This is a genomic window from Thiohalocapsa sp., assembly GCF_022340605.1.
GTDB lineage: Bacteria > Pseudomonadota > Gammaproteobacteria > Chromatiales > Chromatiaceae > Thiohalocapsa.
In genome coordinates this window covers 78843-93748 of the sequence record NZ_JAJDNQ010000023.1, presented here as the reverse complement: position 1 = coordinate 93748, position 14906 = coordinate 78843, and the positions used below count along the sequence as shown (strand labels likewise).

Here is a 14906-nt window from a genome sequence, read left to right as displayed (position 1 = left end):
GCGCGCGGCCCGTCAATTGGGGATGCTGTACTTCTTCATCAGGTTGTAGAGCGTCGGGCGGGTGATGCCCAGGAGCTCGGCGGCGCGCGAGAGGTTGCGGTCGCTGTGATGGATGGCGCGCGTGATCGCCTGCATCTCGGACAGCTCCCGCACTTCGCGCAGATTGAAGGGCGTCTCGCGCGCTTCCACCTGCGCGAGCTCGAGGTCCTCGGCGGTGATCTCGCGGCCGTCGGCCATCACCACCGCACGCTTGACCCGGTTTTCCAACTCGCGCACGTTGCCCGGCCAGGCGTATGCCTCGATCATGGCCAGAGCCTGCCGCGCGAAGCTCTTGACCGGCTTGCGGTGCTGCGCGGCGAAGCGATTCAGGAAAGCGCGCGCAAGCACCACGGCATCGTCCCGGCGCTCGCGCAGAGGCGGCACCTGGATGGTCGCCTCGTTGATGCGGTAATAGAGATCCTCGCGGAAACGGCCCTCCTCGATGAGCTTGGGCAGGTTCTGGTGTGTCGCGCAGACGACGCGCACATCCACCGGAATTTCCTGCCGCCCCCCGATGCGCTCGATGACACGCTCCTGCAGGAAGCGCAGCAGCTTCGCCTGCAGCGACAGGGGCAGATCACCGATCTCGTCCAGGAACAAGATGCCGCGGTCGGCGGTTTCGATTTTGCCGCGGGTGGTCTTCACCGCACCGGTGAAGGCGCCCTTCTCGTAGCCGAACAGCTCGCTCTCGAGCAGCGCATCCGGGATGGCCGCGCAATTGATGGCGACCAGGCGACGGCCGCTGCGGGCGCTCAGCGAATGCAGGATGCGCACCAGCACCTCCTTGCCGGTGCCGCTCTCGCCGAGAATCAGCGTGGTGACATCGGTCGGCGCCAGCTTCTCGACCGTGCGGCACACCTCGAGCATCTGCGGGCTAACGGCGATCAGCTCGCCGAACGGCGACGCCGGCACGGTGCTGGCAAGCTTGCGGTAGTCCTGTTCGAGGCGCGCGAGCTTCGCGGCCCGCTCTATCATCATGCCGAGCAGATCCGGATCGATGGGCTTCTCGAAGAAGTCGTAGGCACCCCGGCCCACGGCGCGCACGGCGTTGTCGCGGTCGTTGTGGCCGGTGACGACGATGATCTTCGTATCCGGTGCACGCACCAGGATCTCATCGAGCAGTCGAAAGCCCTCGCTAGTGCCGCCCGGATCGGGGGGCAGTCCGAGATCCAGGGTGACCACCGCGGGCGTGAAGCGCGCGAGCTCGGCGAGCGCGGAGTCGTGGTCCGAGGCGACGGCCGTCTCGCAGCCTTCGAAGCTCCAACGCAGTTGCCGTTGCAGTCCCGGGTCGTCTTCGACGACCAAAAGTTTGATGGGTTGCTCTTGTGCTGCCACTAGATCGCTGCCGCCACGGGCTGTGGTGCTACCGCCGAACCCGCCTTCGGCAGGCGGATGCGAAAGCGCGTACCGCGCCCGGGCTCACTGTCAACGTCCACGCGCCCGCCGGCCAGGGCAACGAGGGACTTGCATTCATACGCACCGATACCCATGCCGGCGAGGCCCTTGGTCGAGTCGAAGGGCCGAAACAGCCGCTCGCGGACGAATTCCTCGTCCATGCCGCAGCCGTCGTCCTCGATATCGATGGTCACCATGTCGGCATCCGCGCGCAACGTCACTGCCACATGCCCGGACCTGTCCGTGGCATCTTGGGCGTTCTGGATCACGTTCCGCAGCACCGCCTGAAGTCGCTCGGCATCGATGCACACCTCCTCGGCAGCGGCCGTCTCGACTTGCAGCACCGGTGCCGGCGCGTGCGCCGAGCGCTCGGCCACGGCCCGCTCGAGCACGGGCAGCAGCTCGCAACACAGTTGCCGGCCGCCCGGCACGGCCGCTCGCAGCTGGAGCAGGAGCCGATTCATTCGGTCGACGGCGTCGCGGACCGTCTGCAAAGCGTCGTCGACGAACTCCGGGTTGTCACGATAACGCTCCGCATTGCGGCTCACCAGTGACAGCTGGGCCACCAGGTTCTTGAGATCGTGGACGACGAACGCGGACAGCCGGTTGAAGCCTTCGAACTGACGCGCCTCAAACAGGGCCGCGGCGGCCTCGTCCAGGGCCAGATAGCTCGCCGCCTGACGGGCAGCGGTCCGGAGCAATTGACGATTCTCCCAGCCGAGCTCCTGGGGTGCCCGGGGGCGGGCGAGCAGCACGAAGCCCAGCAGCCGCGTGTCGTGCATCAGGGGCAGCAGCAGCCAGAGCGTCGGACTCTCGCGCAGCCAAGTGGGTATTGCCGCGGCAATCACGGCATCCTCCATCGGCGGACCCAGCTCCACCACCTGACCGCTCGGCTCCAGGGCCGCGCACAGCATGGCGGCGTCCCAGCGGCGGTCCACAGCGGCCGGTGCCAGATTCCAGCAGCGGCGAAAGGTGCAGACGCCGTCCGGGTCGCGAACCCAGATGGCCCCCCCGGGGCTGTCCACCAGCTCGGCGAGGGCGAAGATGATGCGTTCGGGCAAGCTGGCCTGCAAGACCTTGCCCGACAGCACGCTGATGAGGCGCAGCCATTCTTCGCGATAGTCGTAGCGGTAGCTGTAGAAGTGCTTGCTGACGAACAGCTTCAGGCGCGAGCGCAACTGGCCGGAAAACAACAGAACAACCAGCAGCAGTGCCGCACCGAAGAAGAACAGCGGCTGGAAGACCGCGCTCCACTCGCCGCCGTAGGCGCGGATGTAGTAGCCGGCCAATGCCATGAACAACAGGTAGATGCCGGCGGCCATCAGGGTCGTGGAGTGCACCACGACGGTGCGGGACACCGCGAGATCGAACGACCATTGCGGGTTGCGCGCAATGGAGACGGCGAGCAAAGGCGTCGCCAGGGCGTTGACCGCACCCCGGGCGAGCCAGACCCCGGGGTCCAGCCGGCCGAACAGCAGCGCATCGGCAAAGAAGTAGAAATCGTAGACGAACAGGGCGCCGAGCCCAAAGCACAGGAATTTGATGCCCCAGCGGTGCTGCCAAGGGGTGTTTCGATACATCTGCTCAACCAGGAACAGACCCACCACGGTCAGCAACAACTGCCCGATCAGGCGCGCCTTGGCCAGCCAGTCACCAGGGCCGGGCAGCAACGCGGGCACCCAGTCCTCAAATGGCAACAGCAGCAGGAAGCCACCCCCCAGCACGCTCCAGCGCAGCAGCCGAAGCCGCTGCGCCAAAGCGCTTTGACCGTGGGCCAGCACCCGCAGCAGGAAGACACACCAGGCGACCATCCGCACCGCTTCGGCCGCCCAGATCAGTTGCACCGGCACGACGTGCCACTGCGCCTGAATCGCGAGCAGGAGTGCCCAGACGACACTCGCCATGACGGCCAGCAGCAGCAGACCGCCCTGCAGCCGCCCGCGCCAGCTGGTGAGCAGCAGCAGCCCCAGTACTGCCATAGCCAGCGCATCCGCGGCGTAGCCGGCGGAACCGATGAGATCAGGGGACATCAGTGCTGCCATCCGGCGGCCCGGCGCGCCGATCCTAGCGCGCGCCCTTGCCCAGCAAGACCACTTCGACGGTCTGCAGCAAGATGATCAGATCGAGGAAAATGCCCGCATTCTTGACATAGTAGAGGTCGAATTCGAGCTTGCTTTTCGCATCCTCCTCGTCGGACCCGTATGGATAGAGCAACTGCGCCCAGCCGGTGAGCCCGGGCTTCACCCGATGACGCTCGGCATAGTAGGGAATGCCGGTGGTGAGGCGCTCGACGAACTCCGGCCGCTCCGGCCGCGGCCCCACCAGACTCATCTGCCCCTTCAGCACGTTGAACAGTTGCGGCAGCTCGTCCAGGCGTGTGCGCCGCAGAAAGGCGCCGAGCCGCGTGATGCGGGCGTCGTTCTTGGCCGCCCAGCGCGGTCGCCCGTCGGCCTCGGCGTCCACGCGCATGCTGCGGAACTTGTGCAGTCGAAACGGCAAGCCCCCCTGCCCCACGCGGATCTGGTGGTAGAGGATCGGATCGCGCCCGCGGGATTCGATCAGCGATGCCAGGGCCACCAGGAGCATCACCGGCGCCGCCAGCAGCAGCATCAGCGAGCCGAGCATCAGGTCCAGCAGGCGCTTTCCGTACAGGCCCGTGACGCCCATCCTGAAGCCGTCGCGCGAGAAGAAGATCCAGCTCGGGTGCAACAGGTCGATCTTCACCGCCGCCTGTTCTTTTTCGAAGAAGGTCAGCAGGTCCTGCACCCCGAAACCGCTCAGCCTGCAGTCCAACAGCTCGCCCACGGGGAGCTTGCGGCGGCGGTCGTCGGCCGCGACGACGATCTCATCCACGTTGTGCGCGATGGCCAACTCCAGCAGTGAGCCCGTCTGCGCCAGGAGCTTGTCCTCGCCGAGCAGACGCTGACTGCGTGGCAGCGGCACGTAACCGACGACGCAGAAGGCCTGATTGCCGCCACGCTCGGCCACCTCGGCGATACGCTCGGCGTTGACGCCGGCTCCGAGGACCAGCACCCGGCGCTTCTGCCACTCGGCCCCGGCGATGCGGTCGAAGGCGACACGCAGCAGCACCGTCCCGATGAACGAGAACAGCAGCGACAGCGCCAGAATGCCGCGGCCCATGAAGAGGGCCGGAAACAGATAGAACAAGAGCGCCAACAGCGTGGTGCCGATGACGAAGGCGATGCCCAGACGCACCAGGAAGCCCGCCTCGCCGTCCTGCGCGCGGCGTTGATACAGCCCCATCGACGCGAGCGAAAACGACAGCACCAGCGCGAATACCGCCCCGGTGATCCACGGATCGCCAGACGCGATGTCGTGCGGCAACTGCCAGCCGAAGCGCACCCCGACACCAAGGTGCAGCGCGCCGAAAAACAGCGTGAGCTCCAGCAGGGCCAACACGAGGTTGATCGCGGAGACGTGGTGGCCGAAGAGCCGGATCATTCTGGTTTAGCAGCAACAGCGCGGTGCGGGCGGGCAGCTGAGCAACACCCGCGAGGTGGTGAGCATGCGGTGCCGGTCTTGAGCTGCGCGATCGACGAGCCTGGACCGCCGCACCGGCCGCCGCACTGGCCGCCGCACTGGCCGCCGCCACGCAGAGCATGGCCTCTGGCGGCAGGCACGGCGCGCGTGCGAGCGCTTGCGCAGGTGATCCCCGATCGGGAAATCCAGCAGCGAAGCGCATGGTAGCATATGCGCTCATCGTCGATGGACGGCGGCGCCCGCGTGCCGAGCACGGCAGCACCGCGGCGGGACGAGACTGGCCGTTCGCCTGCCTCGTCCCGCCCGTGGGCCGACCCATCGTCGATCGCCGAGGCCACGCGGAGTGCCCGTCGCGTGGCCCGGACAAGTCCGTCCTCAGTCCCGCCCGGAGCCCGTTACCATGCCCCTTCGACTCGATGCGAGCACCACGACGATCGGCGTCGTCGGGCTCGGCTACGTGGGTTTGCCCCTCGCCGTTGCGCTGGGTCAGCGCTACACGACCATCGGTCTCGACATCAACCCCACGCGCGTCGCGGAGCTGCGCGCCGGGCGCGACAGCTCGCTCGAAGTGGAACCGGACGAGCTGACGACGGCGCAGCACCTGAGCTTCACCACGGCCATCGATGATCTGCGCCCGTGCAACGTGTATATCGTCACCGTGCCGACGCCCATCACGGAGGCCAAGACGCCGGATCTGCAGCCCCTTGTCTCGGCGAGCACCATGCTCAGCGGTGTGCTCGGCGGCGGCGACGTGGTCGTTTACGAGTCGACGGTCTACCCTGGCGCCACCGAGGAGGTCTGCGTGCCACTCCTCGAGCAGGGATCGGGTTTTCACCTAAACAAGGACTTCTTCGTCGGCTACAGCCCCGAGCGCATCAACCCGGGCGACAAGCAGCACCGGCTCGCGTCCATCAAGAAGGTCACTTCCGGCTCGACGCCGGAGGTCGCCGACTTTGTCGACGCCCTCTATGCCAGCATCATCACCGCGGGCACCCATCGCGCCAGCAGCATCCGCGTGGCCGAGGCCGCCAAGGTCATCGAGAACACCCAGCGCGACGTGAACATCGCCCTCATCAACGAGCTGGCGCTGATCTTCAACCGCCTCGGCATCGACACCGACGAGGTGCTCGCCGCCGCCGGCAGCAAGTGGAATTTCCTGCCCTTCCGGCCTGGACTCGTGGGCGGACACTGCATCGGCGTCGACCCCTACTACCTGACCCACAAGGCACAGCAGATCGGCTATCACCCGGAGATCATCCTCGCCGGGCGGCGGCTGAACGACAGCATGGGCGCCTTCGTCGCGCGCGAGGTGGTGAAGCTGATGACCGCACGCAACGGCTTGCCCCGGGACGCGCGCGTGCTCCTGCTGGGGCTGACCTTCAAGGAGAACTGCCCGGACCTGCGCAACACCCGCGTGGTGGACATCGCCACGGAGCTGAAGGGCTACGGCATCGGCTGCGACGTGCACGATCCGTGGGTCAGCCGCGAGGAGGCCGAGCACGAATACGGCATTGCGCTGGTTGAGCCCAAGGCCGGCGATGACTACGATGCCGTGGTGCTGGCGGTGGCGCACCGGCAGTTCGCCGAGATGGGCATCGAGGCCGTGCGCGCCCTCGGGAAGCCGAGCGCCGTGCTCTACGACGTCAAGCACCTGTTTCCCGCCACGGCGGTGGACGGACGGCTCTGAGCAACCGCAGCCACGACGCCGCGGGGTGCTGCCCCATCACGGCCAGCTGCGAAACAGCGGCGGGCTCGCGGCGGACCAGCGGCGCCTCACCACCGTTCCGCCCTGGCGCGAACCGTACCCCCATCGTCGCGGGCGCACGCGCATTGTGCCCGCTTCAGACCTGAGCACGGATTCATGAAAGTACTGGTCACCGGCAGCGCCGGGTTCATCGGCTCGAATCTTGCCTTGCGGCTGCTCGCCCGTGGCGACGAGGTCATCGGCGTCGACAATCTGAACGACTACTACGACGTCGGCCTGAAAGAGGCGCGCCTGGAGCGGGTCCGCGCGCTCGACGGCTTCACGGACTTGCGCCTGAGCCTGGAGGACCGCGACGGCATCGCCGCCGCCTTCGCCGAGCACCGGCCACATCGGGTCGTGAACCTGGCCGCCCAGGCCGGCGTGCGCTACTCCATCGAGAATCCGCTGGCGTACGTCGACACCAACCTCGTCGGCTTCGCGCACATCCTTGAAGGCTGCCGGTACAACGGCGTCGAGCACCTGGTCTACGCCTCAAGCAGTTCCGTTTACGGCGCCAACACGCGCATGCCCTTTTCGGTGCACGACAACGTGGACCATCCGCTCAGCCTCTATGCCGCCAGCAAGAAGGCCAACGAGCTGATGGCGCACACCTACAGCCACCTGTACCGGCTGCCGACGACGGGACTGCGGTTCTTCACCGTCTACGGCCCCTGGGGGCGGCCGGACATGGCGCTGTTCAAGTTCACCCGCGCCATCCTCGCGGGCGAGCCCATCGAGGTCTTCAACTACGGCAAGCACCGGCGCGACTTCACCTACATCGACGACATCGTCGAGGGCGTGATCCGGGTGCTGGACCGTATCCCCGAGCCCAACCCCGAGTGGTCCGGCGACAGCCCCGACTCCGCCACCAGCAGCGCGCCGTACCGGCTCTACAACATCGGCAACAACCAGCCGGTCGAGCTGATGCACTACATCGAGGTGCTGGAGCGCTGCCTCGGCCGCGAGGCACAGAAGAACCTGCTGCCGCTGCAACCCGGCGACGTGCCGGACACTTACGCCGATGTCGCCGACCTGGTGGAGCAATTCGACTACAAGCCCGCAACGAGCGTTGAGGACGGCGTGGCGCGCTTCGTGGAGTGGTATCGGGACTATTACGCGGTCTGAACCCGACGGGGGTCTTGATGGCCCCGATCACAACGCCGTGCAGTGCCGTGGCCCCGTGCGAGCGGCGTCCCCGCCGCGACCGGGCGCTCGTCGCGCCGAAGACGGCGCTCCCACATCGGTAGACATGGTCACGATGGACGCCGCTTTGGCTGGCGCCGAGGCGCGCTGCCGCGCGCCTCGAAAGAAACTCAGAAAGGCGGCTCGGCCGGCTCCGGCTCCTGCGCTCGGCGGGCACCTTCCGGCTGCGCGCGGTCGGCCGCCGCCGCGCCATCGGTCAGGGCATCTTCCAGGCAGCTCAGCAGCCCGCGCAGCTGCTCGGTCATGATGGTCATCTCGGCCTCGAAGCGCAGCGCCGGGTCCTCGTCCTCGGCGCCGTCCATGGCCTGCTCCAGCAACTCGTCGGCGAAGCGCAGGCGCTTCAAGGACAGGTCGTCGGCGAGCACCAGCGACAGGCCGTCCTGCCAGTCGAGCCCCACTGCGGCCACCCGCATGCCGGTGTCGATGTGGGCGCGCACCTCCGGGGAGCCGAGGTCCACACCGCGACAGCGCACCACGGAGCCCTTCTCCGCCGGGTCGCGCAGCTCGCATTGATCCTCCAGCGCGAGTCCGCTCGGCGGCTCGCCTGAGAGTACCCAGGCCGTGAGGCGCTCGGAGGCCGCGGCGGCGGTGAGTGGCGTCGCCGGCAGCGAGCCCAGGCTCTGGCGCAGCAGCGACAGCACCTCTTCCGCCAGCTTGTCCGAGGCCGCATCGACCACAACCCGGCCGGCCTGCGGATCGATCAGCGCCAGGACCACGCGCGAGCGGGTGAAGGCCTGCGGCAGCATCTCCGCCAGCAGGGCTTCGCGCAGCTGCGAGCGCTCGCGGCGCGGAACGTCGCGGCCTTCGGCCTGCTCCAGCTCGGCAACCCGCTCCGCCACCGCCTCGCCCACCACGGACGCCGGCAGCAGCCGCTCCTGGCGGCGCGCCGCCACCAGCAGGCAGCCGTTGGCGGCATGGACCAGCAGCTCCGCCTGCGGCCCGAGCGGCGGCGCCCAGCCCATGGTCGCGGCCTCCAGCGGGCCGCAGCCGCGGAAGACTTTCTCGCTCAAGCGCTCATGCAGCGCGAGCTGGTCCAACTCGAAGGGGGTGTTGAGCCGATAGGCCCGGGCGTTCTTGAACATCCGCTGCTCCCGCAAAAAAGCCGCGGATTATCCGGCTTGCGGGGTTCCCCGGCAAACGCTTCCGGGGCCGGTGCTCAAGGCGCGTGCAGGGATGGTCTCGCGCAACGACGCCACGAACGCAACGCTTTTTGCGTTGCCCACGCCACTCGTTGCGCCGATGCGTGAAAAGACGCCGCGCGCGTGGGTCATCACCGCGCACGCCCCGTGGGAGCGCCGTCTTCGGCGCGATCGACGCCCCGTCGCGGCGAGGACGCCGCTCCCACCAGGTAAAAACTCCAGCCAAATTGCTATGACACAGGGGGTTATCCCGTTAGTGCAGCGTTTCACCCAACTTTGCTTTCGTTGTCGTTGTCGAGTATCCGACCGCGAATACGAACAGAGACCTCGACTAGTGCATGGCCCTGGAATTGTCGATCCCGTTCGCTGTCCGGCGCCCTCCCGCTCAAGCGACCTCGGCCATTGCGGCAGGCGACAGCGGCAGCCGCCGCGCGCCCCAATGCCCGGGTGCGGCCTCGAACACGCCGGCACAGGGGGTGCCGCAGTGGGCGCAGCGGCCCTCCGCCGTCAGGCCCCAATGCCCGATCCGGTACCAGTCGCGCTCCATGAGCAGCTCCCCGCAGGCGTGGCAGTAGGTGCTGCCGCCGCCGGCGTCGTGCACATTGCCGGTGTAGGCATAGTGCACGCCTTGGTCCATGGCCACCTGCCGGGCGCGGGTGAGCGTCGATGCCGGCGTCGGCGGCACGTCCTGCATGCGGTAGGCCGGATGGAAGGCGCTGAAGTGCATTGGCACATCCGGCCCCAAGTGCTCCACCACCCAGGCCGCCATGCGCGCGATCTCCGCATCGCTGTCGTTGTGGCCGGGAATGATGAGCGTGGTCAGCTCCAGCCACACCGGGGTCTCCTTGTGCACGTACTCGATGGTCTCCAGGATCGGCCCGAGCCGCGCGCTGCAGAGCCTCTTGTAGAAGTCGTCAGTGAACGCCTTGAGGTCGATGTTGGCCGCGTCCATGCACGAGAAGAACCGCTCCCGCGCCCCCGGCGAGATGTAGCCCGCGGTCACAGCCACGTTGCGGATGCCGAGTTCGCGGCACAGCTGCGCGGTATCGCAGGCATACTCCAGGAAGATCACCGGGTCGTTGTAGGTGTAGGCGACGCTGCGGCAGCCGTGTGCCTGCGCCGCATGGGCGATGCCCGCGGGCGACGCCTCGGCCGCCAGCGTGTCCATCTCCCGGGACTTGGACATATCCCAGTTCTGACAGAACCGACAGGTCAGATTGCACCCGGCGGTGCCGAACGACAGCACCGGCGTGCCGGGCAGGAAGTGGTTGAGCGGCTTCTTCTCGATGGGATCGATGCAGAAGCCGCTGGAACGCCCATAGGTGTGCAGCACGACTGCGCCGTCCTCGCAGCCGCGTACGAAGCACAGCCCGCGCTGGCCTTCCTTCAGCACGCAGGCGCGCGGACAGACGTCGCATTGCACACGCCCGTCAGCCAGGCGGTGCCAGAATTCGGTGGGGTGAACCGAGGTTGCGCTCATAGAGGCTCTCCGGCAGCCGCGCACGCGGCGCCGCACGGGTCGCCTCGCGCGCTAGAATTCGATTGAGAAAGCCGATGCCTTGCTTCCTACCCGTCACGTCGACAGGGTATCGGGAAGCAGGCGTTCGGACTTAACCTAAGTATGGTCGCAACAAACCCTGTCCGCAGCGGACATCGAGCCATGTCGAATATTCGCCGCCCCGCCGTGGCGGGGCTTTTCTATCCGAGCGATGCCGGCGACCTGCGCGGCCTGGTGGCGGACCTGCTCGCCGCCGCGGCGCCTGCCGACGCCGCGCGCGAGCACCAGATGCAGCCCAAGGCCCTCATCGCCCCACACGCCGGCTACATCTACTCCGGCCCCATCGCCGCCAGCGCCTACGCGCAACTGACCCGGCCGGAGACCATCCGCCGGGTGCTGCTGCTGGGGCCGGCGCACCGGCTGCCATTCCGCGGCATCGCGGTACCCGCCGCCGAGGCATTTGCAACGCCACTGGGCACGGTGCCTGTGGACCGCGACGCCATCGCCGCCATCGCTGACCTGCCACAGGTGGGCGCGCTGGACGCCGCCTTCGACGGCGAGCACTGCCTGGAGGTGCAACTGCCCTTCTTGCAGGCGCTGCTCAGCGACTTCCGCGTCGTGCCACTGCTGGTGGGTGACGCCGCCGGCGACGAGGTGGCAGAGGTCTTGGAGCGACTCTGGGGCGGCCCGGAGACGCTCATCGTCATCAGCTCGGACCTGAGCCACTACCTGGACTACGACAGCGCCCGGGCCATCGATGCGCGCACCTCGGAGGCCATCTGCGCGCTGCGCCCGGCGGCCATCGCGAGCCGCCAGGCCTGCGGCCGGCACCCCATCGCGGGGCTGCTCACAGCGGCGCAGCGACATCACTTGCACGCCGAGCAACTGGACCTGCGCAACTCCGGGGACACCGCGGGACCACGCGACCGGGTGGTGGGCTATGGCGCCTATGCATTCAGCTGAGCAGCGGCCAGCGGCGGGCAACGCCGGCGAAGATGCCGCAGCGCCGAACGACTTCGCGCGACAGCTCGCACCGCCCCACCGCCAGCGCCTGCTGACCCTGGCGCGGCAATCCATCCGTCACGGGCTCGACACCGGCCGGGCGCCGGCGCTGGAGACGAGCGCCGAGCCGCCCGAGCTCCTGGTGCACCGGGCGGCCTTCGTGACACTGGAGCTGCGCGGCCATCTGCGCGGCTGCATCGGGCACCTGGAGGCGACGCAGCCGCTGGTGCTGGACGTCTCCGACAATGCCTTCGCGGCGGCATTCCTCGACCCGCGCTTCCCGCCGCTGACCGCCCCCGAGCTTGATCCGCTCAGCATCAAGATCTCGGTGCTGACGCCGGCCATGGAGCTGGCCTTTGCCGACGAGGCGGCGTTGCTCGCCACCATCGAGCCCGGCATCGACGGGCTAATCCTGGCCGATGCCGGCCGCCGCGGCACCTTCCTGCCGTCGGTCTGGAAGCAGTTGCCCGAGCGCCGGGACTTTCTGCGCCGACTGAAAGAAAAGGCCGGCCTGCCCGCCGATCATTGGAGCCCGAGCCTGAGGGTCTGGCGCTATCGCACCGAGTCCTTCGGCGGCTAGCCGGCAGCCGCGCCCGCCGGTGACCCGGCGACGAGCGCCGGCCACGCGCGATGCCGCCGTCATCTCAGCCCAACCCAATGCTCCATCCGACTTAGGCCCCACTGTGAGCCAGATCCCCATCACCGAACTGCTCGCGCTGCTGGCCCTGCTGGTGCTCTCGGGCTTTTTCTCCGGCTCCGAGACGGCACTCATGACGCTGAACCGCTACCGGCTGCGCCACCGCGCGGAGCAGGGGCATCGGGGCGCGAAGCTGGCGCAGCGGCTCCTTGAGCGGCCGGACAAACTCATCGGCCTGGTCCTGCTCGGCAATAACTTCGTCAACATCCTGGCGTCCTCGCTGGCGACGGTGATCGCGCTCAAGCTCGGCGGCGAGGGCGCCATCGCCGTCGCCGCCGGCGTGCTGACGCTGGTGATCCTAATCTTCTCGGAAGTGACGCCGAAGACGCTCGCGGCATTGCACCCGGAGCTCGTCGCCTACCCGGCCGCCTACATCTACACGCCGCTGCTGCGGGTGATGCAGCCGGTGGTCTGGTCGGTGAACCTCATCACCAACAACCTGATCAGGCTGCTGGGCGTGCAGCCGGAGGCGGGCAACGGCTCGGCGCTGAGCCGCGAGGAGCTGCGCACCGTGGTCAACGAGGCGGGGGCGATGATCCCCGAGCGTTCGCGGGACATGCTGCTGGCGATCCTGGACCTCGAGAACGCCGTGGTGGAGGACATCATGATCCCCCGCAACGAGGTGGAGGGCATCGACCTGCAAGACCCGCCGGAGGAGATCGTCGCCGCTGTCAAGCGCGCCAGCTACACGCGGCTGCCGCTGTTCGATGGCGGCATCGACAACGTGGTCGGCGTCTTCCACACCCGCAACGCCATCGGCCTGCTGGACGGCAGCGGCGACGTGCGCGAGCGCCTGCGCGCCATCGCGCGCCCGCCCTACTTCGTGCCCGAGGGCACCCGCCTCTACCGGCAGCTCATCGCCTTCCAGCGCGCCAAGCGCCGCGTGGCGCTGGTGGTGGACGAGTACGGCGACTTCCAGGGCCTGGTGACCCTGGCCGACCTGCTGGAGGAGATCGTCGGCGAATTCACCACCGACCCGGCGGACGCCTACCCGGAAATCCACCGCGCCGACGACGGCAGCCTGCTCATCGACTGCAGCATCAACGTGCGCGAGCTGAACCGCGCCATGCGCTGGAACCTGCCCAAGCGCGGTCCCAAGACCCTGAACGGCCTCATCATCGATTACCTCGAGACCATCCCCCAGCCCGGCACCAGCCTCAAGCTCTACGGCCACCCGCTGGAGATCATCCAGACCGACGAAAAGGCGGTGAAGACGGTCAAGAGCCTGGAGCGGATAGCGGCAGGTGCGGCCCTGCCCGGCACCACCGGCGGCGAGGCAGACCGGACGCAGTGCGGCCCCTGAGCGGTCGGGAGCGCCGGCATCCCGCCGGCGCAAGACCTCACATTGGCAGCCAGTCTTCGCTCAGCACATCTTGCGGGGGAAACGGGCAGGTCTCGGGAAAGACCCGTAGCGGTAGCCCGGTCTGCTTTGCCACGGCGCGCCGCGCCCGTTGGTAGCACGGGTCCAACTGCTGGGCCAGATAGTCCCGCAGGCTGGGGCTGTCCTCGATGGCAAGCTGGATCTGGAGGCGCGAATCCGCAATGGAATCTTGCCAGCCATCCGAGCGCCGCTCCGGCTGGTGGCGCCACTTGAGCAGATGTACGAGCAGCCGCGTGAGCTGACTTGCGATCCCGCGTCTCTCGCTCTTGCCCAAGTCCTCGACCTCGTCCGCCAGTTGCTCCGCGTCGACCTCCTGCCAACGCCGTTCGCGGATTAGCCGGGCCGTGCGACCAAGCCAGTCATTGAAATCGGTGGCGTGATCGCCGTTCATCTCGAATATCGCAGTTGCGAGGGAGCCTGCTTAAGCAATAGCGGCGGCCCCTCGGCAGGACAAGCATCGCGCGGCCCCGGGAAATGGCTCGCGCCGCGCCCCGGTCCAATCGACACTGTGGCACCTACCAAGCTGACCGACGCGCTTCGCACGGCAGCCAGCCTGATACAGCGGGCGCACCACGCCGACAACGCTCGGGCTGCGAGTCAGAGCCGCCACCAGGGAAAAGTCGGCCGTCTGCTGTCTCCGTGGTCTGACTCAACCACAAGCCAAGTGTGCGTCTAGGTCGCGTGGTCTGTCGGATTGGGCCGTGCTGCATCAGACAGCCCGGGCGCGTCGCCGCGGTCTCCACCGCGCGCCAGCCCGAGCCGCAGCAGCACCCGCAGCCGACGCAGCTGATCGGCGGGCACCGTATCCGCGCTCAACAACAGGGTGGGCCGAAACAGGCGTCCGGCGCGCAGGTGCAGGATTACGAGCCCGACGCCGACGAAGGTGGACGGGGCCAGTCGAACGGGCCGCGTGCTGCCATCGGCGAAGGTCGCCTGCCAGCCCCGCTCGTTCCAGTCCACGGCCACCACCGACCAGGGCGCGCGGCGCAGCACCTGCGCCCAGATGACATAGGCCAGGCTCGCCAGGATCACCGCCGCGAGGCCAGCGCGCAGAGCCACGCCCGGTGCAGGCAGCGGCGCCAGCACCGCCAGCGCGACGGCGTGGGTGAGGATGACGAAGACCAGCAGCCGGCGCGACGGCCGAGGCGCGATGCGCAACGGCGGCAGGCTGCGATGGTCTGTCATCAGGTTGTCAGCCCGGGGGCCGCATGCGCTGGGCGCCAGACATGGGAGTGCGCATCGGAGAGCCCGTCGGAAAGCGGCGAGCGCCCGGGACCGGAACCAAGACGAGAACCGGAACCGGCCCG

General features: G+C 68.2%; 12 protein-coding genes. 5 read left to right on the top strand and 7 right to left on the bottom strand.

The annotated features are described in order from the left end of the window. Positions 1 to 12: 12 nt before the first annotated feature. From prsR to LJE69_RS02865, 3 genes are read right to left on the bottom strand one after another with little or no spacing between them, the layout of a single operon-like run. Complete coding sequence (prsR, locus tag LJE69_RS02875) at positions 13 to 1374, bottom strand: PEP-CTERM-box response regulator transcription factor (RefSeq protein ID WP_296921305.1); 1362 nt, start codon at positions 1372 to 1374, stop codon at positions 13 to 15. Further along, positions 1374 to 3464, bottom strand: coding sequence for an XrtA/PEP-CTERM system histidine kinase PrsK (prsK, locus tag LJE69_RS02870; RefSeq protein ID WP_296921303.1), 2091 nt, complete (start codon positions 3462 to 3464; stop codon positions 1374 to 1376). Before prsK ends, prsR begins: the two co-directional genes overlap by 1 nt. A 34-nt stretch (positions 3465 to 3498) precedes the next feature. Further along, positions 3499 to 4896 carry a TIGR03013 family XrtA/PEP-CTERM system glycosyltransferase gene (locus LJE69_RS02865; RefSeq protein ID WP_296921301.1) on the bottom strand — a complete coding sequence of 466 codons (1398 nt, stop codon included), beginning with the start codon at positions 4894 to 4896 and terminating at the stop codon, positions 3499 to 3501. A gap of 439 nt (positions 4897 to 5335) precedes the next feature. Between LJE69_RS02865 and LJE69_RS02860 the strand changes: the two genes are divergently transcribed. Then, positions 5336 to 6622: a nucleotide sugar dehydrogenase gene (locus tag LJE69_RS02860; protein WP_296921300.1), complete on the top strand. Its 1287-nt coding sequence runs from the start codon at positions 5336 to 5338 to the stop codon at positions 6620 to 6622. A 174-nt stretch (positions 6623 to 6796) separates the two neighbouring features. Continuing rightward, positions 6797 to 7804, top strand: a complete 1008-nt coding sequence (locus LJE69_RS02855; RefSeq protein WP_296921298.1) for an NAD-dependent epimerase — start codon at positions 6797 to 6799, stop codon at positions 7802 to 7804. A gap of 188 nt (positions 7805 to 7992) precedes the next feature. On the opposite strand, the gene LJE69_RS02850 is transcribed toward LJE69_RS02855, so the two are convergent. Further along, positions 7993 to 8964 carry a recombination-associated protein RdgC gene (locus LJE69_RS02850; RefSeq protein ID WP_296921296.1) on the bottom strand — a complete coding sequence of 324 codons (972 nt, stop codon included), beginning with the start codon at positions 8962 to 8964 and terminating at the stop codon, positions 7993 to 7995. A 442-nt stretch (positions 8965 to 9406) separates the two neighbouring features. After that, positions 9407 to 10501, bottom strand: a complete 1095-nt coding sequence (amrS, locus tag LJE69_RS02845) for an AmmeMemoRadiSam system radical SAM enzyme (protein ID WP_296921295.1) — start codon at positions 10499 to 10501, stop codon at positions 9407 to 9409. Between the two features lie 180 nt (positions 10502 to 10681). On the opposite strand from amrS, the gene amrB reads away from it, so the two are divergent. From amrB to LJE69_RS02830, 3 genes are all read left to right on the top strand, one after another. Further along, a complete protein-coding gene (gene amrB, locus LJE69_RS02840) occupies positions 10682 to 11482 on the top strand; it encodes an AmmeMemoRadiSam system protein B (RefSeq protein WP_296921293.1) in 801 nt (266 codons plus the stop codon). Then, complete coding sequence (amrA, locus tag LJE69_RS02835; RefSeq protein WP_296921292.1) at positions 11469 to 12101, top strand: AmmeMemoRadiSam system protein A; 633 nt, start codon at positions 11469 to 11471, stop codon at positions 12099 to 12101. Before amrB ends, amrA begins: the two co-directional genes overlap by 14 nt. Before the next feature lie 103 nt (positions 12102 to 12204). Continuing rightward, positions 12205 to 13521, top strand: a complete 1317-nt coding sequence (locus tag LJE69_RS02830) for an HlyC/CorC family transporter (protein WP_296921290.1) — start codon at positions 12205 to 12207, stop codon at positions 13519 to 13521. A 37-nt stretch (positions 13522 to 13558) separates the two neighbouring features. Here LJE69_RS02830 and LJE69_RS02825 read toward each other — a convergent pair whose 3' ends face one another. Both LJE69_RS02825 and LJE69_RS02820 read right to left on the bottom strand, forming a co-directional pair. Further along, positions 13559 to 13990 (bottom strand): DUF29 domain-containing protein, encoded by a 432-nt coding sequence (locus LJE69_RS02825; protein ID WP_296921289.1) that lies wholly within the window; start codon positions 13988 to 13990, stop codon positions 13559 to 13561. A gap of 281 nt (positions 13991 to 14271) precedes the next feature. Continuing rightward, positions 14272 to 14784: a protein YgfX gene (locus LJE69_RS02820; protein ID WP_296921287.1), complete on the bottom strand. Its 513-nt coding sequence runs from the start codon at positions 14782 to 14784 to the stop codon at positions 14272 to 14274. Between the last annotated feature and the right edge of the window lie 122 nt (positions 14785 to 14906).